The sequence below is a fragment of the Herbaspirillum sp. genome, from assembly GCF_035644555.1.
GTDB lineage: Bacteria > Pseudomonadota > Gammaproteobacteria > Burkholderiales > Burkholderiaceae_D > Herbaspirillum.
In genome coordinates this window covers 37,251-58,025 of sequence record NZ_DASQOH010000072.1, presented here as the reverse complement: position 1 = coordinate 58,025, position 20,775 = coordinate 37,251, and the positions used below count along the sequence as shown (strand labels likewise).

Genomic DNA, 20,775 nt, shown 5'->3' with positions numbered 1-20,775 from the left:
AGATAAATCTGGAAGCGCCCGCGCGCCGAATTTGTAATTGTCGCCTGATTATGGCCGATGCGGGCTGGTTTGCGCCTATTTGGTGGAGAGCATGTAGCCGACGCTGCGCACCGTCTTGATCAGGTACTCGGCATCGCGCAGGGCCTTGCGCAGGCGCAGCACGTGGACATCCACGGTGCGCTCCTCGATCACCACGTGATCACCCCACACCCGGTCCAGCAGCTGGCTGCGCGAAAACACGCGATCAGGATGGGCCAGGAAGAACTTCAGCAGCTTGTATTCGGCGTGGCCGATATCGATACGCGCGCCAGACAGGCTCACCGAGCAGCTGGCCGGATCAAGCGTCACAGGACCGGCCGACATCACCTCCTGCGCATGCTCGGGACTCTTGCGACGCAGCAGCGCCTTGATGCGCGCGGTCAGTTCACGCGGCGAGAAGGGCTTGGTGATGTAGTCGTCGGCACCGTTGTCGAGACCGGCGATCTTGTCTTCTTCCATGCTCTTGGCGGTGAGCATGATGACCGACAGCTGTTGCAACTGACGGTCGGCGCGGATGCGCGAGAGCAGGTGCAGGCCACTGCGGTCCGGCAGCATCCAGTCCAGCAGCACCAGTTGCGGGGCGCGATGCTGGACGAAGTCCCAGGCCGCCGCCGCATTGGAGACGACGAAACTGGACCAGCCCGCCTCCTTGAGGGTGAAGGCAATCAGTTCGGCAATGGAGGGTTCGTCTTCGACGATGAGGATAGTAGTCATGGTAGTGGTTGAGCAGTATCGCGGGTCTCCCCTCCGCAACCCGGTGGTGGCCGGCTCTTCCCGACCGCCACCACCGGTGCCGTCCTGTCAGTCTTCTTCTTCGATCGAATTGGCCGAACCGAAGTCGGTATGGCGGATATCCTTGCCGCCGACCACGTAGACGACATACTCGGCGATGTTCTTGGCATGGTCGCCGATACGTTCGATGGCCTTGGCCACCCACAGGGTATCGATGGAACCGGAGATGGTACGCGGGTCTTCCATCATGAAGGTGATCAGGCTGCGGGTGATGGAGCGGAAGCCGTGGTCGATGCGTTCATCCTGCTTGATCAGCTCGGCGGCCTGCTTGTCATCCAGGCGGGCGAATGCATCCAGGGCGCTACGCAGCTGGTCCATGGCCTGCTCGGCGATCAGGCTCACGGTCTCATAATGCGACACCAGACCGATCCCGCGCTTGTGCAGGTGAATGGCGGTCCGGGCGATCTTGGTCGCCTCATCGCCCACGCGTTCCAGGTCGGTGATGATCTTGATGGTCGCCATGACGGTACGCAGGTCATTGGCGGTGGGCTGGCGACGCACGATGAGATGGCTGCAGGCATCATCGAGTTCGACTTCCAGCCGATTGACGGCCTCGTCGTCCTTCATCACGCGATGCGCCACGTCCAGGTTACCGTTACGGAAAGCCGCAATCGCATCCTGGAACTGATGCTCCACCATGCCGCCCATGGCAAGCACCTTGGAGCGGATCTGCTCCAGATCCTGGTCATACTGTTTGGAGGAATGATCGCCGGTCATGTGACGTCCTAACAAAAATATTTAAAGAATTTGCGCCTTGAAGTCAAAGCGCTCTGACTGCGGTTCGGGGTGCGGCATGGGCGTAGCGAGCAATCCCGAGGTCTGCGGGAGAAGCGCAGCCGTACTGGGGTACGGCGAGCATCGCAGCGCGGAGATCGGGATGCGCAGTAGCCCAGGCCGTACCCTATTAGCCAAAGCGGCCGGTGATGTAGTCTTGGGTTTCCTTGCGCACCGGATTCATGAAGATCTGGTCCGTCTCGCCAAATTCCACCAGCTCGCCCAGGTACATGTAGGCGGTGTAATCCGAGCAGCGCGCTGCCTGCTGCATGTTGTGGGTGACGATAGCGATGGTGTAATCGTTCTTCAGCTCGCCGATCAGCTCTTCCACCTTCGCCGTGGAGATGGGGTCCAGCGCCGAGGTCGGCTCGTCCAGCAGCAGCACTTCCGGCTTGACCGCGACACCGCGGGCGATACACAGGCGCTGTTGCTGACCACCGGAGAGCGACAGACCGCTCTTGTGCAGCTTGTCCTTGACTTCGCCCCACAATGCCGCCTTGTTGAGCGCCCATTCGACGCGCTCGTCCATCTCGCCCTTGGGCAGGTTTTCGTACAGGCGGATGCCGAAGGCGATGTTGTCGTAGACCGACATCGGGAACGGGGTCGGCTTCTGGAACACCATGCCGACCTTGGCGCGCAGCATGTTCAGGTCTTGTCCCGGTTCCAGGATGTTGTTGCCGGCGTAGATGATCTTGCCCTCGGCGCGCTGGCCGGGGTACAGGTCGTACATGCGGTTGAAGGTACGCAGCAGGGTCGACTTGCCGCAGCCCGAAGGACCGATGAAGGCGGTGACCTTGCCTTCCCAGATATTGAGGTTGATGTTCTTGAGGCCCTGGAATCCGCCGTAGTAGAAATTGAGTTGCGAAACTTCGAGCGTGGCCTTCTTGTCCGCAGCAGCGTTGGCGGATGCGGTAGTAGCGTGGCTTGCCATTTGATGAGCAGTAGTCATGTCGGTCACTTGGAGAATTAGCCGGGGATTTGTTGCTTGAACAGGGTGCGCGAGAGCACGTTGAGCAGCAGCACGCTGAAGGTGATCAGCAAGGCGCCGCCCCATGCCAGCGATACCCAGTTGTCATACGGGCTCATGGCGAACTGGTTGATCACCACCGGCAGGTTGGCGATCGGACGGTTCATGTTGGTGCTGAAGAACTGGTTGTTCAGGGCGGTGAATAGCAGCGGCGCGGTCTCGCCCGAGATGCGGGCCACCGCCAACAGCACGCCGGTCACCACGCCGGCCTTGACGGCACGCAGGCGTACGATGATGGCCACCTTCCAGCGCGGTGCACCGAGTGCGAAGGCGGCTTCACGCAGGCCGCTGGGGACCAGCTTCAGCATGTTGTCGGTGGTACGCACCACCACCGGAATGGCGATCAGCGAGATGGCGAAGGTACCGGCCCAGCCAGAGAAGTGGTTCACGTTGGCCACGTAGATGGCGTAGATGAACAGGCCGATCACGATGGACGGTGCCGACAGCATGATGTCGGTGACGAAGCGGGTCACCTGGGCCAGCTTGCTCTCCTCGCCATACTCGGCCAGGTAGACGCCGGCCAGGATGCCGATGGGGGTGCTGATCAGGGTACTGATGCCGACCATCATCAGCGAGCCGACGATGGGGTTCAACAGGCCGCCGCCGGCATCGCCCGGTCCGGGGGTGTTTTCGGTCAGCAGGCCCAGATTGAGCGCGGCCACGCCCTTGAAGACCAGGGTCAGCAGGATCCAGGCCAGCACGAACAGGCCCAGGCCCATGGCCAGGAAGGAGAACAGCATGCCCATGCGATGCTGCAGCAGGCGCTTGCGATAGACGGGATTCATGGCTTGCGGCGCGTTGGCAGCGGCGCTGCCGGTTGGTACGGTCTGGCTCATTATTTGGCTCCTTCCTTGCGGGTCATGCCCATCAACATGATCTTGGCGGCGGACAGGACGATGAAGGTGATGACGAACAGGATCAGCCCCAGCGCGAACAGCGAGGACACGTGCAGCTTGCTGGAGGCTTCGGCGATTTCATTGGCCAGGGTCGAGGCGATCGAGTTGCCGGCCGAGAACAGCGACCAGGACAGGCGGTGCGAGTTGCCGATCACGAAGGTGACCGCCATGGTCTCGCCCAGGGCGCGACCCAGGCCCAGCATCACGCCACCGACCACGCCGGTCTTGGTGTAGGGCAGCACCACCTTGCGCACCACTTCCCAGCGGGTGCAGCCGAGGCCATAGGCCGATTCCTTCAGCACGGCCGGCACCACTTCGAAGACGTCGCGCATCACCGAAGAGATGAAGGGGATGATCATCACCGACAGGATCAGGCCGGCGGTGAGGATGCCGATGCCCATGGTGGGGCCGGAGAACAGCACGCCGATGCCGGGAATCTGGCCCAGCGTAGCCTTCAGGAAGGGCTGACCGTATTCGGCGAACAGCGGGGCGAACACGAACAGGCCCCACATGCCGTAGATGATGGAGGGTACGCCGGCCAGCAGTTCCACGCAGGTGCCCAGTGGGCGGCGCAACTTGGCGGGGCAGATTTCGGTGAGGAACAGGGCAATGCCGAAGCTGACCGGGAAGGCGATCAGCAAGGCGATGATCGAGGTCGACAGGGTGCCGACGATGGCGATCATGGCGCCGAATTCATTATTGGTCGGGTCCCATTCGACGCGCGTGATGAAGCCCGGCCCGAAGGCCTGGAACGCGGGTGCGGCGCCGATGATGAGGGAAACGATGATCCCGCCCAGCATCAGCAACACTGACAGGGCGAAGATCAGGGTGATCTTGTGGAAAAAGAAGTCCTGCAGTCGCTGGCGGCGCATGACGGCCATCAACTTCTCGCGCGCGACCTGCGCACTATCAGTCTCTGTCGGGGATTTTTTGACTTCGGTATTCGACATTGCCGTGGTGGAATAATTAGCGCTCATTTGAATTCACCATTAAAACGGGCCATCGCCGCGAATGCTCTGTGCTCCAGAGTTGCTCGTTCTCGCTGCGATGGCCCGAATACTCCGTAGGGAGAGGCTTGCTTGGCCGGGTCCGGCCGGACTTGGCGGTGGCTTACCAGAGAGCCTTGCCGCTGCTGTCCTTGACGTTGCTCTTCCAGGAATCTTCCACCAGCTTGGTGACCGAATCCGGCAGCGGCACGTAGTCCAGGTCGGCGGCAACCTTGCCACCATTCTTGTAAGCCCAGTCGAAGAACTTCAGGACTTCCTTGCCCTTGGCGCCATCGCCAGCCTGTTCCTTGTGCAGCAGGATGAAGGTGGCGCTGGAGATCGGCCAGGATTCCTTGCCGGCGGCGTCGGTGAAGTCAACCGCGAAGCCCGGGGTCTTGGCCCAGTCGCCGTGGGCGGTAGCGGCCTTGAAGGAGGAGTCATCCGGGGAGACGAAGTTGCCGTCCTTGTTCTTCAGCTGGGTGTAGTTCAGCTTGTTCTTCTTGACGTAGGCGTACTCGACGTAGCCGATCGCACCCTTGACCTTCTGCACGTTGGCGGCGACGCCTTCGTTACCCTTGCCACCCACGCCGGTGGGCCACTTGACGGCGGTACCGGCACCGATCTTGGCCTTGAAGTCGGCATTGGCCTTGGACAGGTAGGAGGTGAACACGTAGGAAGTGCCCGAAGCGTCCGAACGGTAGACCACGGTGATGTCTTCGGCCGGCAGCTTCACGCCCGGGTTCAGAGCGGTGATTTCAGGCGCGTTCCACTTGGTGATCTTGCCGGCGTAGATGTCGCCCAGCACCTGGCCCGACAGCTTGATCTGGCCGGGGGTGACACCGTCCAGGTTGACCACCGGGACCACGCCACCGACCACGGCCGGGAACTGGGTCAGGCCGGCTTCGGCCAGTTCGTTCTGCGGCAGCGGGGCGTCGGAGGCGCCGAAGTCGACGGTCTTGGCCTTGATCTGCTTGATACCGCCACCGGAGCCGATGGACTGGTAGTTCAGGCTGTTACCGGTGGCGGTCTTGTACAGCTCGGCCCACTTGGCATAGACCGGGTACGGGAAGGAGGCGCCGGCGCCGGTGATTTCTGCTGCATGAGCGGCTCCGCTGAAGGCAAAAGCGCCGGCCACTGCGACTGCAACAGATTTGATCAGATGGTTAAACCCCATTTCAACTACTCCTATGATTTTGAGAGAGGAACGTCAGCAAGAAACATCACGATGGGAGGGATGACTTCTGAGACAGGGCGAACTTTAACCAGCTAATGTGACGAGTTTATGACCCGGCCTTGTCATCGCGACCAAGGCCTGGCCCCGCCACCCCTGCGCCCTTCCCGGTCCCTGGACCACTCCCGACACCGGCCCGCAAAGCCAGGTACCAGGCTGCTGGCGGGTTTCCTGACAATTCCGTGTCATCCCGGGCGGGGGCTGCCGGACCCGCGGGATTGCGTCAGAGCAAATATGTTTTTGTCATCACATGGGGATGCTCTTATACTGAGGAAATGTGACAAAGCGACATGTGCCTTGTCATAAACTCGTCATACCTCCTAAATACACTGCCCGCTCAAAGTGGATGGACAGGGATCATTGATGACCAGAAAAGCAAAGACGGAAAGCAGCACACCACCTGAACTTCCCGCCAATACGATTTACCTCAATCGCGAACTATCACAGCTGGCCTTCAACCGCCGTGTGCTGGCCCAGGCCGAAGACGACAGCGTGCCGCTATTGGAACGCCTGCGTTACCTCTGCATCTGCAGCAGCAATCTCGACGAATTCTTTGAAGTGCGCATCGCCAGCCTGCTGGCCAATCGCATCGAGGGCGAGAACATCGATCCGCCCGAACTGCGCGCCGCGCTGGAACGCACCAGCGCCGAATGTCACCGCATCGTGACGCGCCAGTACGAACTGCTCAACGACGAAATCCTGCCGCAGCTGGCGGCCAATGGCATCCATCTGCTGCGCCACGATGACCGCAACGAGGCGCAGCGCGCCTGGGTCAAGCAGTATTTCGAGCAGCATGTGCGCCCGCTGCTGACGCCCATCGGCCTGGACCCGGCCCACCCCTTCCCGCAGGTCCATAACAAGAGCCTCAATTTCATCATCGAGCTCTCCGGCAAGGATGCCTTCGGGCGCGGCACGGCCATCGTCATCGTCAAGGCGCCACGGGTGCTGCCGCGCGTGATCAAGCTGCCGGACCATCTCTCGGCCAAGGGCCAGTCCTCGTTCTGCCTGCTGTCCTCGGTGATCCATGCGCACATCGCCGACCTGTTCCCGGGGCGCGATATCACCGCCTATTCGCAATTCCGCGTGACCCGCAACAGCGACCTGTGGGTCGATGAAGAAGAGGTCAAGAACCTGCGCCAGGCCCTGGAAACCGAATTGCAGAGCCGCCAGTTCGGCGTGGCGGTGCGCCTGGAAGTGGCGGCCAATTGCCCCGAACACCTGGCGCAGTTCCTGCTGAACCAGTTCAACATCGAACGCAACCGCCTGTACGCGGTACAGGGTCCGGTGAACATGGTGCGCCTGGGTGAGATCGTCAACCTGGTGAACCAGCCGGAGTTGCGCTTCCCGCCCTTCTCCCCCACCCTGCCGGCGCAACTGGCCAGCGAGAATATCTTTGCCGCCCTGGACAAGAAGGACGTGCTGCTGCACCACCCCTTCCAGTCCTTCCAGCCGGTGGTGGATTTCATCCGCACCGCCGCCCATGACCCGCGCGTGCTGGCCATCAAGCAGACCATCTACCGCACCGGCATGAACTCGGACCTGATGGAGGCCCTGATCTACGCCGCCCAGCACGGCAAGGAAGTCACTGTGATCGTGGAACTGATGGCGCGCTTCGACGAAGAAGCCAACATCAACTGGGCGGTCAAGCTGGAGCAGGCCGGGGCACAGGTGGTCTATGGCGTGGTGGGACTGAAGACCCACGCCAAGCTGGCGCTGGTGATCCGCCGTGACGACGACCAGGGCCTGCGCTTCTATGCCCACCTGGGTACCGGCAACTACCACCCCAACACCACCAAGTTCTATACCGACTTCGGCCTCCTGACCTCCAACCAGGAGCTGACAGCCGAAGTCAACGAAGTCTTCATCCATCTGACCAGCCTGACCAAGCCGCGCAATCTCACGCACCTGTGGCTGGCGCCGTTCTCGCTGCAGAAGGAAATCATCCGTGCCATCCGCAACGAGGGCCAGATCGCCCGCGAGGGCCGGCCGGCACGCATCATCGCCAAGATGAATGCGCTGCTGGACGAGTCGGTGATCCGCGCCCTCTACGCGGCCTCGGCCGATGGCGTCAAGATCGACCTGATCGTACGCGGTGCCTGCGCGCTGCGCCCGGGTGTACCGGGACTGTCGGAGAACATCAAGGTACGCTCCATCATCGGCCGCTACCTGGAGCACTCGCGCATCTATTACTTCCGCAACGACCTGGCCCATGACGTCTATCTGGCCAGCGCGGACTGGATGAACCGCAACCTGTTCCGCCGTATCGAGGTGGCCTTCCCGGTGCTGGACAAGACCCTGAAGAAGCGGGTGATTTCGGAAGGTCTGAACCCCTACCTGAAGGACAACACCAATTCCTGGCAACTCGACGTCAATGGCGTCTATACGCTCAAGAAACCGCGCACCAAGCAACAGTGCTTCAACGCCCAGCAGCACCTGATGACCACGCTGGGCATTCCGGCCACACCACCGGAAGAGTGAGCCCGACACCGAAGCACTCCCGACGCCACCTGCCGATTTATCCGAGGAGCTGAGATGGACCTGATTCTATGGCGACATGCCGAGGCCGAGCTGGGCGAACCCGACGAGGGTCGCGCCCTGACCCCCAAGGGTCACAAGCAGGCTGCCAAGATGGCCGAATGGCTGGACCGCAACCTGCCGGAAAGCTGCCGCATCCTGGTCAGTCCCGCCACGCGCACCTTGCAGACGGTGGAAGCGCTCAAGCGCCGGCACAAGGTGGTGGCCGACCTGGCCCCCAACATGACTGCGGCCGACCTGCTGCGGGCGGCCAACTGGCCGGACAGCCGTGAGCCGGTGCTCATCGTCGGTCACCAGCCGACGCTGGGCCAGGTGGCCGCGCAACTGATCTGCGGCCAGCCGCAGGAGTGGTCGCTGCGCAAGGCCAACATCTGGTGGATCAGCCAGCGCGAGCGCGGCGACGTCACCACCAACTACCTCAAGGCGGTGGTGGCCCCGGAATTGCTGGCGACCTCCGGCAAGCATCACCCCCGCTGACAGTCGCTCCGGCAAGGCAGGCATAAAAAAACGCTGCGACCGGCACGGGCTGGTCGCAGCGTTTTGCGTTTTCGCGTTCCGGCTTGAACGCATTGCGCCGCCGCCCAGGAAGCCGACGGGGCGCATCACATCAGAAGGTCTCCCAATCGCCATCGTCGCCGGTGGCCGGCACGCGCGGCGCCGGGCGCGACGGCGCTGCCGCGGCGCTGGCTGTCGGCAGTGCCGGGCGCTTCAGGACCGGGGCTGCCTTGGGGGCTGCTTGCGGAGCTGCATGCGCTGCGGCGAGCTTGGGCGCGGACTTGCTGGCGGGTTGCGCCGGCCGTACCGGAGTTGCCATCGCCGCCACCGGCACCGCGCCACCGACGCGGAAGATCGCCACTTCCTGCATCAGGGACTGGGCCTGCTGCTCCAGCGACTTGGCGGCGGCGCTGGCCTGCTCGACCAGCGCGGCGTTCTGCTGGGTCGCCTCGTCCATCTGCGTCACCGCGCGCGATACCTGGTCGATGCCGGCACTCTGCTCGTTGGAGGCGGCCGAGATTTCGCTCATGATGTCGGTCACGCGCTGCACCGCCTTGATCACGTCGCTCATGGTGGCACCGGCCTGGCCCACCAGTTGCGAGCCGGCCTGCACCCGCTCTTCCGAATGCATGATCAGTTCCTTGATCTCCTTGGCGGCGCTGGAGGAGCGCTGCGCCAATGCGCGCACCTCGGTGGCGACCACCGCGAAACCACGTCCCTGCTCGCCGGCACGGGCCGCTTCCACGGCCGCGTTCAGGGCCAGGATGTTGGTCTGGAAGGCGATACCATCGATGATGCTGACGATGTCGGTGATGCGCGACGAGCTTTCGCGGATCTCTTCCATGGTCTGCACCACCCGGCTCACCACCGCATTGCCGTCGGCCGCGATGGTGGAGGCATTGACGGCCAGCGTGGTGGCCTGGCGGGCATTGTCGGCATTGTGCTTCACGGTGCTGGTCAGCTCTTCCATGCTGGAGGCGGTCTCCTCCAGCGAAGCCGCCTGCTGCTCGGTCCGCGAGGACAGATCGAGGTTGCCGGAAGCGATTTCCCGGGTCGCGGTGGCGATGGCATCACTGCCGCCCCGTACGGCGCGCACGGTGCGGGTGAGGCTCTCCTGCATGCGCGAGAGGCCATAGAGCAGCTGACCCATTTCATTCTTCGAATGCACGTGTACCGGCTGCGTCAGGTCGCCCGAGGCGATGGCGTCGAAGTGGCGCAGGGCGCGTTGCATCGGCTCGCCGATGGCACGGCGCAGCGACCACCAGCTGTAGAAGGCCAGCAGCAGGCCGGCGACGATGGCGACGATGGAAAACATGCGCGAGGCCTCATAGCGGGCCATGGAGGTCTCGGCGCTGCGGGTCGCCAGTTCGGTCTCGTACTTGCTCAGGGCCTGGCCATCCAGCTGCATGGCGGTATAGATGGTGCCGACCTTGCGCGCCTGGTCGGCGATGGCCTGGCGGTCGCCGGCCTTGATCACTTCAGCGAAGCGGGTCAGCTCCTGCTCGGTCTTCTCGATGCCCTCCGAGACCTTCTTCACCAGCGCCTTGCCATCTTCGGTCTGCGGCAGCGCGGTGTACTTGCCCCACCACTGCAGGGCTTCCTTGCGGGCGTTGGCATCCATGCCATACATGCGCTCGGCCCAGGCGGCGTCGCTGGTCAGCGCGGCCTGGTCCAGCGAAGTACGCTGGCGGCCGATCCAGATCAGGGTATTGTCGGCAGCGACGGTCTTGGGCATGCGCTCTTCGGAGAGCTGGCGATTGATGCTGACGGCCGCCGACATGCCCAGCAGGCCCGAGGCGCCGATGGCCAGCAGCAGGATGGACAGTACAAGGATGGCAATGGCGAGTTGCGCCTTGATGGAAAGGTTCTTGATGGACATGGGTCTGGTTCCGGTGGATGAAAGAAGGTGCGCTGTTGCCTACCAGGTCCGCGTGATCCCACGGGCGGCTGCGTGCTTCGACGCCCTCTACGGAGGGCCCCGACGCCGTGCTCTTCTGCTGGCGGCAGCGCCGATCGTCCTCCCCGTTTCCGGACCGATCCACGCGCTGCGCATGCTATAGCTTTACGGCAACTTGGGAATTATCTTAAATTCTCATGAATCCTGCCCGTTTCAGTCAAAATAAAGCGCCGCCACCCGGAAGGTGGCGGCGCTTACGCAACAGCTTGATTTTTTGTTACTGCGATGACGCCCCTCAAGTCAGGCCGTCATGACAACGTTCAGAACTCTTCGAACTCTCCATCCCCTACCGTGGCAGCAGGCTTGCCGCTGGCCGACGAGGCTGGCGGCAGGCCTTTGACCGGGCGCTTGGCGGGGCTGGCGGCGAACAGGGTCGGCTGTGGATTGACGGTGCGTGCGGCCACCTTGGGGAGGGCGGTACCGGTAGCGTGCGTCGCGCCCGCTTGTGCGGCCCTGAGACGGAACACCGCCACTGCCCGCGCCAGCACATCGGACTGTTCCTGCAGGCTTTCGGCCGCCGCCGCCGCCTGCTCTACCAGGGCGGCGTTCTGCTGGGTGATCTCGTCGATCTGCGAAATGGCGTTGTTGACCTCGGCGATGCCGGCGCTCTGCTCCTGGCTGGCGGCAGTGATCTCGCCCATGATGTCGGCCACGTGCTTGACCGAGGAGACGATCTCGTTCATGGTGGCGCCGGCTTCATCGACCAGCTTGCCGCCGGTATCGACCTTGTCCACCGAATCACTGATGAGCTGCTTGATTTCCTTGGCGGCAGCGGCGCTGCGCTGGGCCAGTGCCCGCACTTCCGAGGCCACCACCGCAAAGCCGCGGCCCTGCTCGCCGGCGCGGGCCGCTTCCACGGCCGCATTCAGGGCCAGGATGTTGGTCTGGAAGGCAATGCCGTCGATCACGCCGATGATGTCCACGATCTTGCTGGAGCTTTCCTTGATGGAGCCCATGGTGGCCACCACATCGCCGACCACGCGTCCACCCTTGGTCGCATGGTCGGAGGCCGACAGCACCAGCTGGTTGGCCTGGCGTGCGTTCTCGGCGTTCTGCTGCACGGTGGAGGTGAGCTGCTCCATGGAGCTGGCGGTTTCTTCCAGGCTGGAAGCCTGCGACTCGGTGCGGTTGGACAGATCCACGTTGCCGCGTGCGATCTCGTGCGAGGCCACGGCGATGACGGCGGCACTTTCCTTGACTTCGTTGAGCGTGGCCGCCAGGTTGGTCTGCATGGCGTCCAGCGCGTTGACCAGATGGGCGGCTTCGTCACGGCCGCCGTCGTGGAAGTCCTGGGTCAGGTCGCCGCGCGCAATGGTGTCGGCGATGCTGCCGGCGCGCTTGAGCGGGTCGACGATGGAACGGGTGATGACAAAGGTGAAGAATATCCCCAGACCCAGGGTCAGCACGCCCAACAGCAACATGCCGATCTGCGCCTTGCGATAGCTGTCCTTGGCGTCCGCGTGGGCCTCTTTCATGTCTTCCTGCTGGAAGGAAGCCAGGGCCGCGACGCTGGCCATCCACTTTTCGTGGGCCGGCAGGAAATCGCTTTTCAGCAGTTGCGCCGCATCGAAGTAATTGTTGCTGATGACCTGCTGGCGGATCTGTTCGACTACCGGAAACAGCTTCTTGCTCTCGGCACCGGTGGCCGCCAGCAGCTGCTTGCCGCGCTCGCTGGTGGTCAGCTCGGAGATCTGCTTCTCAAAGCCGGCGTAGGCCTGCAGGATGCGGCCCAGGTGCGCATCTTCGGCCTTGCCCTCGGCGGCATCGGTGGGCGTGACCACCTTGCGCAGCGCCAGGGCCAGCTCACTGCCGGCCTCGCGCATGTGCATGGCGGCGGTCATGGCGGTGACCTTCTCCTCGATCACGTATTCGCTGCCGGCTTCCATCTCGGCCATGCGCCACAGGCCGGTCAGCAGGATCGCGATGGCCAGCAGGAGAATGAGGCAAAAGCCGAATGCCAGGCGGCTACCGATCTTGAGACGTTGGATCATGGATGATGTCTTCCTTGTAACGCAAACTTCGATGATGGTGCGGATAAGGCGGCCGCCGCTGCGCGGCCTCCCCTGCAGCAGCCTTCCAGCATGATTCATGCCCGCCCGTACGGCAGGCGGCAGGCTCATGGACGTGCAGCGCCCTGGCGCAAGACCGAAGCCGCGACCGCAACGCATTCATGTTGTTGGCTTGTTATTGTCGAGCGCCGCCGCCACCGCGCAGGCCCCTGGACCGGCGTGGCGCGCATTGCGCGTGGCGCATATTAGAAGAGGGGCTGGCGCGCAAGCCAATGCTTTGTCGGCATGCGCGCATGTTTCTTTTGCATAGTTGAAATATCGACCATCATCGGCGCGCAGAGCGCCCCTTCAGCGCGCCAACAGCGCCTGTCCAGGGTCGCCCGGTACACCCTCATCGGTCTTGAAGACCGCCACCGCCTCGCGCAATACCGAGGCCTGTTGCTGCAGGCTTTCGGAGGCGGCGGCGGCCTGCTCCACCAGTGCCGCGTTCTGCTGGGTGATGGCCTCCATCTGGGTGATGGCGTCGTTGATCTGGCTGATGCCGCTGCTCTGTTCCTGGCTGGCCTGGGTGATGTCACTCATGATGCCAGCCACCTGGCGCACCGCGCCCACGATCTCGCCCATGGTGGCGCCGGCCTCGTCGACCAGCTTGCCGCCGGTATCGACCCGCTCCACCGAATCGCCGATGAGCTGTTTGATCTCCTTGGCGGCGCTGGCGCTGCGCTGCGCCAGCGAGCGCACCTCCGAGGCCACGACCGCGAAGCCGCGCCCCTGCTCGCCAGCCCGGGCCGCCTCCACGGCGGCATTGAGGGCCAGGATGTTGGTCTGGAAGGCGATGCCATCGATCACGCTGATGATATCGACGATGCGGCGCGAGCTGTCCCTGATCTGCGCCATGGTCTGGACCACATCGGCCACCACCTGCCCGCCCCGCTCGGCCAAGCGCGAGGCGGAGCCGGCCAGCTGATCGGCCTGGCGCGCGTTCTCGGCGTTGTGCTGGACGGTGGAAGTCAGTTCTTCCATGGCGCTGGCGGTCTCTTCCAGGCTGGACGCCTGCGACTCCGTGCGGCGCGAGAGGTCGGCATTGCCGATGGCGATCTCGCCGCTGGCGTGCTGCATCAGATCGATGCTGCTGCGCACCTGGGTCACGATCCCGCTCAGGCTGCCCGTCATGCTGTTGAGCGAGCCCAGCAACTGCGCCGTTTCGTCGCGCCCGCGCACCGCACTGCGCACGGTCAGGTCATAGGCAGCCACCCGCCCGGCCATGGCCACCGAAGCCAGCACCGGTTGCGTGACCGAGCGCGTGATCAGTACGCCCAGCCAGGCTGCCAGTGCCGCCAGCAAGAGGATGGCGGTCAACACCGACAATTGCTGCCGACGCAAGGCGGCATTCTGGCGATCGAGCTGGGCGGCCAGCACTTCGGTGACCTCGCTGATGGCCTTGAACTGTTCATCGATGGCCTGGGTGAACTGCTTGAAATACGCATCGGAGGCATAGCTCACTTCCGGCGGCAGCAGGACCTGCTCGCGGGCCAGCCTGATGGCGTCCTGGCCCTGGCGGTTGGCGTTGTCGAATATTGTCCCTAGCCGGGTGCCAATGTCGGCATTGGCAGCCGCCCCCTTGGCGAAGGACTTGCGGGCCGCCAGCAGCCGTTCCTGCGCGCGTTCCAGCATGGCGACCAGCTCCAGCCGGTCTTCGCGGCTGATGTTCTTCTTGAGCAGCAGGCTGGCGCCGCGCGCACGTGCCCGGCCGAGGTCTTCGGTGAGCATCGGCATGGCGATGAAGGCGGCATTGATGAGCTGGGTGCTGTCGAAATCCGGATCGATGGTGTAATGGAAATGATCCAGCATGCGTTCGCTCAGATCGAACAGCGCGGTGATCACCGCACTGTGGGCGGCGAAACTCTCCGGAGCGGCGAGCTGGCGCGCGGCCACCGCATCCCGTACCCGGTTCCAGGCCTGCAGCTGGGCCTGCAACAGGGTAGCGGCCTGGGCATCGCTGGTCTGCATGCCCTGCATCGCCTGGGTCAGTGCCTGCAGGGCCTGGTCCACCTCGCCCGCCTTGGCCTGGCGCGCCGCCGCCATGTCGCCGGCACCGTTGAGCATCACCGCCGACAGCCCGCGATGCTGCTGCATCAGCTGTACGCTGCGCAGCAGGCGCCGCACCGGCTCCACGCCAGCGATCTCCTGCTCCTTGAAGCGGATCACGCGCTCCGCGCTGACCACGTACAGGGTGGTGGGCACCCCGAACAGCACCAGTCCCAGCACACCCAGCAAAGCGAATTTCTGCCACAGTTGCAGATTGGCAAGCAGTCTCTTCATCTCTCCCCTCCTGTTGTTGTCATCCCAGATCACGGCCGCCGACGCTGACCGTCGGCGCGGCGGACGTAACTGTAAATCCAGCTAACTCCTGGACTTTTGAGATTTAGCAAATTCCATTCCAACGGTGGGAAGATTACCGGCTCGGCGAGGCATGCATGCCACAGCCACCACGGCAAGGCAGAGCTTGCGCGACCCGATGGTCAGGAACAAGAGAAGGAAACCGGTACGGCTGGCGGATCAGCGCGTCTCGCCCAGCGGCTTGATCGTCGCCGCCTTGCCCGGGGCCGGGCGGCGCGCCAGGTGCAGGTGCTGCAGGAACTGCTGGGTGGCTGAGTCCCAAGAGCGGCCAGCTGCATGGGCGCGCACCGCGGCGTGGTCCAGCTTGAGCGCCTGCTGGCAGGCTTGCTGCAGGTCATGGCGCAGGATGCCGGAGACGCCATTGTCGACCACGTCGATCGGCCCCTCGACCGGATAGGCGGCCACGGGGATGCCACAGGCCATGGCCTCCAGCAGCACCAGGCCGAAAGTATCGGTCTTGCTGGGGAAGACGAATACGTCGGCACAGTTGTAGTAGGCCGGCAATTCATCATGACCCTTGGCCCCCAGGAAGCGCACCTGCGGGTAACGCGCGCTCAGTTCTTCCAGTTGCGGGCCATCGCCCACCACCCACTTGGTACCGGGCAGGTCGAGCTTGAGGAAGGCTTCGATGTTCTTTTCCACCGCCACCCGGCCGACATAGAGGAACAGCGGGCGCTCGATGCAGGCGTGGTCTTCCACCGCCGGGCGAAAATGCTGGGTATCCACGCCGCGGCCCCACAGCACCACGTTGCGGAAGCCCTGCTCCTGCAGCGCGGTCTTCATCGCCGGGGTGGGCACCATGATGGCTGCGGAGCGGCCATGGAACCAGCGCAGCAGACGATAGGTGATAGCCTTGGGCAAGAGCTTGCGGGCGGCCAGGTATTCCGGGAAACGGGTGTGGTAAGCCGTGGTGAAGCTGAGCTTGTGGCGCAGGCAGTAGCGGCGCGCCGCCAGCCCCATCGGCCCTTCGGTGGCGATGTGGATGCAGTCGGGCTGGAAGCTTTCCAGGGCGGCAGCGATGCGCGCATAGGGCTGGTAGGCCAGCCGGATTTCCGGATAGGTCGGGCAGGCGAAGGTACGGAAGTCGCGCGGCGACAGCAGCAGCACTTCATGGCCGAGGCCGCGCAGGCAGCGCACGGTGGAGCGCAAGGTGTTGACGACCCCGTTGACCTGGGGTTCGCCGGCGTCGCTGATGATGGCAATGCGCATAAATCGTATCGATAATTTAAAACTTCAGGAAACAGACTTGATGCCTCATGCCGTCGCCAGCTCGCGTGCGGCCAGGCGGGCTTCCTTGTCGGCCCGCTTGAGCTGCATGATTTCCTGCCAGGTCACCAGGCGCAACGCGCCGTCGGGGTCTTCCACCAGTGCCGACAGGCTCTCGACCCAGTCGCCGTCGTTGCAGTAGACGACACCGCCGATGTCGCGGATCTCGGGCTTGTGGATGTGGCCGCAGATGACGCCGTCCAGGCCCTTCTTCTTGGCTTCGTCGGCCAGCGCATCCTCGAAGGAGGTGATGTAGTTCACCGCGTTCTTGACCTTGGACTTGAGGTATTGCGACAGCGACCAGTAAGGCAGGCCGGCACGGGCGCGCCAGCTGTTGAACCACTGGTTGAACTTGAGGATCATGGTGTAGAGCGAATCGCCCACGTAGGCCAGCCATTTGGCGCAGGCGATGACGCCATCGAAGCGGTCACCGTGCAGCACCAGCATGCGTTTGCCTTCGGCGGTGACGTGCACCAGTTCGTCACGGATCTTGATACCGCCGAAATCGAGGTCGATGAACTGGCGGATCACTTCGTCATGGTTGCCCGGCACGAAGATGACGTTGGTCCCCTTCTTGGCCTTCTTGAGCACCGTCTGCACCACGTTGTTGTGGCTCTGGTCCCAGTACCAGCGACGCTTCAACTGCCAGCCGTCGATGATGTCACCCACCAGGTAGAGGGTATCGGACTCGGTGGCACGCAGGAATTCCAGCAGGCGCTCGGCCTGGCAACCGGTGGTACCCAGGTGGATGTCGGAAATCCAGATGCTGCGAAAGCGCAGCGGATCGCGTCGCGCTTCGTCGTCACCGGCATCGTGCTCAGGCCCCAGGTCGGCGAACAGCCCCTGGGCTTTTTCCATGAACTGTTCGCGTGGCTTCATGCGGCCCTCGTGTCTTTCAGATAGTGGCGGGCGTAGCGGCTGTCGAGCTTGGACAAGGGCAGCAGCAGGAAGAAATCGGCCGAGTGGAAATCAGGGTCCCAGGCCGGTTCGCCGCAGACCCAGGCGCCGCTGCGCAGGTAGCCGCGCAACAGCGGCGGAATCTGCGGTTCGATGCCGGCTTCGCGGTCTTCCAGCGGGAAGGGCAGCAGCGGCGTGACGCGGTAGTCGGGCGGCGCCAGGTTCTTTTCGCGGAAGGCGTGGTACAGGGCCGCGGCATTGTGGCCGCCATCGGCCAGGCTGACGCTGGCGCAGCCCATCAGGTATTCGCAGCGTTCCTTGCGCATGTAGGCGGCCAGGCCGGCCCACAGCATCATGATCACGCCGCCGCTGCGGTAGTCCGGGTGGATGCAGGCGCGGCCGGCTTCGGCGATGACGCCGCGGATGTTGTCCAGGCGCGAGAGATCGAATTCCTGTTCCGAGTAGAACTTGCCCATGCGGCGCGCGCCGTGCGGGCTCAGGACGCGATAGGTGCCGACCACGGAGAGGGTCTTGCTGTCGCGTACGATCAGGTGGTCGCAGTAGTCGTCGAACTCATCCTTGTCCAGGCCTTCGGGGTTGGCCAGGGCCGACAGGTTCATCGCTTCGATGAAGACCTTGTAGCGCAGGCGCTGTACTTCGCGCACTTCTTCCGGGGTGCTGGCCAGGCTCAGATTGAGCTTGGCAAAACTCGGATTGGCATCGGCAGGAATGGTAAGCAGTCTCATGCATTGTCCTTTATGGTGATGGGTGGGGAGAAACTCAGGCAATCGGAAAGAACCGGTAAAAATAAGGGCTTGTTCCTGACGACCTTTTGCTACCCCCCAAAAGTGCGGCTGCCCCCGAAAGAAATCGAAACATCCCTTGTCGAAATTCGAGAAACTGCCGCTATCCCCGGGATAACGCTGCACAGACTAACCAGCGATTGTTTCACCCACATGACCTCTGCAGCCGTTTTGGCAGTGCAGCAACAAGAGCCCGGCCAGCGTTACAATGGCGTGACAAAGCGGCGCCGGGAGACCTCCGGGATCGGGGCAAGGCGCGCGCGCGAGGGTAAGGAAACCGGGTGCAGACCCGAGGAATCTTTCGATGAGCACTTCATCGAAACAGGGATTGATGGCCGGCAGGGTCGATCGTGCGTCCGAGGCGCCGACGGCAGTGACGGCCAGGCTTTGCAATGTCCGTCAACTCGAAACATAAAGGAAGATCATGCTACTCAAGGATAAAGTCGCTCTCATCACCGGTTCGGCCAGCGGCATCGGCAAGGAAATCGCGGTCGAATACGCCAAGCAGGGCGCCAAGGTGGTCATCGCCGACCTGGCCCTGGAAGCGGCCAAGGCGACGGCCGAGGAAATCGTCAAGAACGGCGGTACCGCCATGGCCGTGGCCATGAACGTGACCGACGAGACCCAGGTCGACAAGGGTGTGGCCGATGCGGTCAATACCTACGGTGGTCTGGACATCATGATCAGCAACGCCGGCATCCAGATCATCAGCCCGGTGACCGAACTGTCGCTGGAGAACTGGCGCAAGATGCTGGCGATCCACCTGGACGGCGCCTTCCTGACCACGCGCGCGGCGATGAAGGCGATGATCAAGCAGGGTCGCGGTGGCTCCATCATCTACATGGGTTCGGTGCACTCGCACCTGGCCTCGGCGCTGAAAGCGCCCTACGTGACGGCCAAGCACGGCCTGCTGGGCCTGGCCAAGACGGTGGCCAAGGAAGGCGCCAAGGACAAGATCCGCACCAATGTCATCTGTCCCGGCTTCGTGCGCACGCCGCTGGTGGAAAAGCAGATTCCGGAGCAGGCCAAGGAATTCGGTATCAGCGAAGAAGATGTGATCAAGAAGATCATGCTGAAGGACACCGTCGACGGTGAATTCACCACCACCCAGGACGTGGCCCAGACTGCGGTCTTCCTGGCGGCCTTCCCGACCAATGCGCTGACGGGTCAATCGGTGGTCGTCAGCCACGGCTGGCACATGCAGTAAGCCTGGCATGCGGTGTCACCCGACGGTGGCACCGCCTGGCAGCGCCCCGCTCTCCCCCATCTTGGACACCCAACTCCACCTGCGCAGCTACCGCGACGAGTCGCCGGCGCATCGCCATGATTTCCCGCAACTGGTGCTGCCGCTGGCCGGCCGGCTGGAACTGGACATCGCCGGCCGCCAGGGCTGCGCCGACAGCATCACGGCGGCCTTCGTCGAACCCGGGGCGGCGCACGCGACCAGCGCCGGCGGCGCCAATCGGGCGCTGGTGCTGGACCTGGCGCCCAGCACCATGAGCAACCTGCAACTGGAAAGTCTGGCGCGCACCCCCTTCGTGACGCTGACGGCGGCGGCCGGCAAGCTGGTGGAGTTCATGGCGCTGTCGCTGGACCAGAGCCCCTCCGGCGCGAGCCTGCAGCACTGGGTCCCGCTGCTGCTGGATACGCTGGCGCGACATCCGCCACAGGCCAGGTCGCGCCTGCACCGCATGCTGGCCCAGGTCGAGGCACAGCTGACCCATCCCTGGACGGTAGCCGACATGGCCGCGCTGGCGGCCATCAGCCCCAGCCGCCTGCATGAATGGTTCCAGCAGGAATTGGCGACTTCTCCCCGCGCCTGGCTGGCCGAGGTACGCATGGCGCAGGCCTGCCGCCTGCTGCGCACCAGCGCCCTGCCGCTGGCGTTCATCGCCCAGCGTTGCGGCTATGGCGATCAGAGCGCGCTGACGCATGCCATGCGCAAGCTGCGCGGCACCACGCCCTCGGCCTATCGCAAGAGTTACCTGGCCTGAATCACCCGCCCGGCACCGGGCGCGACCAGACATTGATCGAAGTAGCGCGCGAAGTGCGCGAAATCGGGCGTGGCCATCCCGGCGGTCTTGGCGCGGTCATCCCAACGCCGCAGCCGTACCGCATCCACGGCATGCGGACGGTCGATGAAGGCGGCCGCCTGTTCCACATCGAATACCCCGCCCTGCAGCTGCAGGCTGCGCACGGAATCGGCCGACAGCGTCGAGAAATAGGCCGGATCGGTGGCGCACAGGTAGCGCTTGGCATCCACATGCAGCGCGATCGGTGCCAGCACGGCGTCGCTGAACACGCCTCGCAGGAAAGGCAGGATGCGGTACTGGTGCAGGTCGTCGATGCCGGCCAGGGTCGGAGTCTGGCCCAGGTCTTCCAGCATGTGGCCGAGGTCGTGCAGCAGGCTGGCCACGATGAGACTGGGTGCAGCCCCCTCCTGCTCGGCCAGCAGCGCCGATTGCAGCGCATGCTCCAGTTGCGTCACCGGCTCACCGGTGTATTGGGTATGTCCATGCCGTGCGAACAGCAGGGCGATGTCATCCAGACTCAGGGCCATCGTACGCCTCGTTGGTGAAGAAAAATTCAGTCCGCCACTATAGTCCCCGCACATGGCGACTCCATGACATCGGCATGACATCGACCGTGTCGTGGCGGCGGGCAGGCA

17 protein-coding genes are annotated in these 20,775 nt (G+C 63.7%); 4 read left to right on the top strand and 13 right to left on the bottom strand.

Features of this window, described 5'->3' with window-relative positions:
* Nucleotides 1-75: 75 nt before the first annotated feature.
* From VE092_RS20615 to pstS, 6 genes are all read right to left on the bottom strand, one after another.
* A complete protein-coding gene (locus VE092_RS20615) occupies nucleotides 76-753 on the bottom strand; it encodes a response regulator (protein WP_034332673.1) in 678 nt (225 codons plus the stop codon).
* A gap of 87 nt (nucleotides 754-840) precedes the next feature.
* Complete coding sequence (gene phoU, locus VE092_RS20610; RefSeq protein ID WP_324879825.1) at nucleotides 841-1,548, bottom strand: phosphate signaling complex protein PhoU; 708 nt, start codon at nucleotides 1,546-1,548, stop codon at nucleotides 841-843.
* 187 nt (nucleotides 1,549-1,735) lie between these two features.
* Nucleotides 1,736-2,536, bottom strand: a complete 801-nt coding sequence (gene pstB / locus VE092_RS20605) for a phosphate ABC transporter ATP-binding protein PstB (RefSeq protein WP_006464985.1) — start codon at nucleotides 2,534-2,536, stop codon at nucleotides 1,736-1,738.
* Nucleotides 2,537-2,571: 35 nt separating this feature from the next.
* Nucleotides 2,572-3,468: a phosphate ABC transporter permease PstA gene (gene pstA / locus VE092_RS20600; RefSeq protein WP_077237676.1), complete on the bottom strand. Its 897-nt coding sequence runs from the start codon at nucleotides 3,466-3,468 to the stop codon at nucleotides 2,572-2,574.
* A complete protein-coding gene (gene pstC, locus VE092_RS20595; RefSeq protein ID WP_324879830.1) occupies nucleotides 3,468-4,478 on the bottom strand; it encodes a phosphate ABC transporter permease subunit PstC in 1,011 nt (336 codons plus the stop codon). The genes pstA and pstC overlap by 1 nt, the downstream gene beginning before the upstream one ends.
* A 160-nt stretch (nucleotides 4,479-4,638) precedes the next feature.
* Nucleotides 4,639-5,688 carry a phosphate ABC transporter substrate-binding protein PstS gene (pstS, locus tag VE092_RS20590; RefSeq protein ID WP_324879824.1) on the bottom strand — a complete coding sequence of 350 codons (1,050 nt, stop codon included), beginning with the start codon at nucleotides 5,686-5,688 and terminating at the stop codon, nucleotides 4,639-4,641.
* A 420-nt stretch (nucleotides 5,689-6,108) separates the two neighbouring features.
* On the opposite strand from pstS, the gene ppk1 reads away from it, so the two are divergent.
* Nucleotides 6,109-8,223: a polyphosphate kinase 1 gene (gene ppk1, locus VE092_RS20585; protein ID WP_324879823.1), complete on the top strand. Its 2,115-nt coding sequence runs from the start codon at nucleotides 6,109-6,111 to the stop codon at nucleotides 8,221-8,223.
* A 54-nt stretch (nucleotides 8,224-8,277) separates the two neighbouring features.
* Entirely contained in the window at nucleotides 8,278-8,757 is a 480-nt protein-coding gene (locus VE092_RS20580; RefSeq protein WP_006464980.1) for a SixA phosphatase family protein, read from the top strand.
* 130 nt (nucleotides 8,758-8,887) lie between these two features.
* Here VE092_RS20580 and VE092_RS20575 read toward each other — a convergent pair whose 3' ends face one another.
* The 6 genes from VE092_RS20575 to VE092_RS20550 form a co-directional block, all read right to left on the bottom strand.
* Complete coding sequence (locus VE092_RS20575; RefSeq protein WP_324879822.1) at nucleotides 8,888-10,654, bottom strand: methyl-accepting chemotaxis protein; 1,767 nt, start codon at nucleotides 10,652-10,654, stop codon at nucleotides 8,888-8,890.
* Nucleotides 10,655-10,992: 338 nt separating this feature from the next.
* A complete protein-coding gene (locus tag VE092_RS20570) occupies nucleotides 10,993-12,723 on the bottom strand; it encodes a methyl-accepting chemotaxis protein (protein WP_324879821.1) in 1,731 nt (576 codons plus the stop codon).
* Between the two features lie 366 nt (nucleotides 12,724-13,089).
* Complete coding sequence (locus tag VE092_RS20565; RefSeq protein WP_324879820.1) at nucleotides 13,090-15,063, bottom strand: methyl-accepting chemotaxis protein; 1,974 nt, start codon at nucleotides 15,061-15,063, stop codon at nucleotides 13,090-13,092.
* Nucleotides 15,064-15,300: 237 nt separating this feature from the next.
* A complete protein-coding gene (locus VE092_RS20560; protein ID WP_324879819.1) occupies nucleotides 15,301-16,350 on the bottom strand; it encodes a glycosyltransferase family 1 protein in 1,050 nt (349 codons plus the stop codon).
* A gap of 45 nt (nucleotides 16,351-16,395) precedes the next feature.
* Nucleotides 16,396-17,286 carry a UDP-2,3-diacylglucosamine diphosphatase gene (locus VE092_RS20555; protein WP_324879818.1) on the bottom strand — a complete coding sequence of 297 codons (891 nt, stop codon included), beginning with the start codon at nucleotides 17,284-17,286 and terminating at the stop codon, nucleotides 16,396-16,398.
* Nucleotides 17,283-18,050, bottom strand: coding sequence for a GNAT family N-acetyltransferase (locus VE092_RS20550; protein WP_324879817.1), 768 nt, complete (start codon nucleotides 18,048-18,050; stop codon nucleotides 17,283-17,285). Before VE092_RS20550 ends, VE092_RS20555 begins: the two co-directional genes overlap by 4 nt.
* Before the next feature lie 481 nt (nucleotides 18,051-18,531).
* Between VE092_RS20550 and VE092_RS20545 the strand changes: the two genes are divergently transcribed.
* Nucleotides 18,532-19,314, top strand: a complete 783-nt coding sequence (locus tag VE092_RS20545; protein ID WP_006464765.1) for a 3-hydroxybutyrate dehydrogenase — start codon at nucleotides 18,532-18,534, stop codon at nucleotides 19,312-19,314.
* Between the two features lie 61 nt (nucleotides 19,315-19,375).
* Nucleotides 19,376-20,101: an AraC family transcriptional regulator gene (locus tag VE092_RS20540; protein WP_324879816.1), complete on the top strand. Its 726-nt coding sequence runs from the start codon at nucleotides 19,376-19,378 to the stop codon at nucleotides 20,099-20,101.
* On the opposite strand, the gene VE092_RS20535 is transcribed toward VE092_RS20540, so the two are convergent.
* Nucleotides 20,089-20,667: a phosphonate degradation HD-domain oxygenase gene (locus VE092_RS20535; protein ID WP_324879815.1), complete on the bottom strand. Its 579-nt coding sequence runs from the start codon at nucleotides 20,665-20,667 to the stop codon at nucleotides 20,089-20,091. The two genes, VE092_RS20540 and VE092_RS20535, sit on opposite strands and share 13 nt — an antisense overlap.
* Nucleotides 20,668-20,775 lie beyond the last annotated feature (108 nt).

Excerpts from the sequence above, each read along its gene's own strand:
- VE092_RS20615 (WP_034332673.1), bottom strand. The coding sequence starts at position 753 with ATGACTACTATCCTCATCGTCGAAGACGAACCCTCCATTGCCGAACTG.
- phoU (WP_324879825.1), bottom strand. The coding sequence starts at position 1,548 with ATGACCGGCGATCATTCCTCCAAACAGTATGACCAGGATCTGGAGCAG.
- pstB (WP_006464985.1), bottom strand. The coding sequence starts at position 2,536 with ATGGCAAGCCACGCTACTACCGCATCCGCCAACGCTGCTGCGGACAAG.
- pstA (WP_077237676.1), bottom strand. The coding sequence starts at position 3,468 with ATGAGCCAGACCGTACCAACCGGCAGCGCCGCTGCCAACGCGCCGCAA.
- pstC (WP_324879830.1), bottom strand. The coding sequence starts at position 4,478 with ATGTCGAATACCGAAGTCAAAAAATCCCCGACAGAGACTGATAGTGCG.
- pstS (WP_324879824.1), bottom strand. The coding sequence starts at position 5,688 with ATGGGGTTTAACCATCTGATCAAATCTGTTGCAGTCGCAGTGGCCGGC.
- ppk1 (WP_324879823.1), top strand. The coding sequence starts at position 6,109 with ATGACCAGAAAAGCAAAGACGGAAAGCAGCACACCACCTGAACTTCCC.
- VE092_RS20580 (WP_006464980.1), top strand. The coding sequence starts at position 8,278 with ATGGACCTGATTCTATGGCGACATGCCGAGGCCGAGCTGGGCGAACCC.
- VE092_RS20575 (WP_324879822.1), bottom strand. The coding sequence starts at position 10,654 with ATGTCCATCAAGAACCTTTCCATCAAGGCGCAACTCGCCATTGCCATC.
- VE092_RS20570 (WP_324879821.1), bottom strand. The coding sequence starts at position 12,723 with ATGATCCAACGTCTCAAGATCGGTAGCCGCCTGGCATTCGGCTTTTGC.
- VE092_RS20565 (WP_324879820.1), bottom strand. The coding sequence starts at position 15,063 with ATGAAGAGACTGCTTGCCAATCTGCAACTGTGGCAGAAATTCGCTTTG.
- VE092_RS20560 (WP_324879819.1), bottom strand. The coding sequence starts at position 16,350 with ATGCGCATTGCCATCATCAGCGACGCCGGCGAACCCCAGGTCAACGGG.
- VE092_RS20555 (WP_324879818.1), bottom strand. The coding sequence starts at position 17,286 with ATGAAGCCACGCGAACAGTTCATGGAAAAAGCCCAGGGGCTGTTCGCC.
- VE092_RS20550 (WP_324879817.1), bottom strand. The coding sequence starts at position 18,050 with ATGAGACTGCTTACCATTCCTGCCGATGCCAATCCGAGTTTTGCCAAG.
- VE092_RS20545 (WP_006464765.1), top strand. The coding sequence starts at position 18,532 with ATGCTACTCAAGGATAAAGTCGCTCTCATCACCGGTTCGGCCAGCGGC.
- VE092_RS20535 (WP_324879815.1), bottom strand. The coding sequence starts at position 20,667 with ATGGCCCTGAGTCTGGATGACATCGCCCTGCTGTTCGCACGGCATGGA.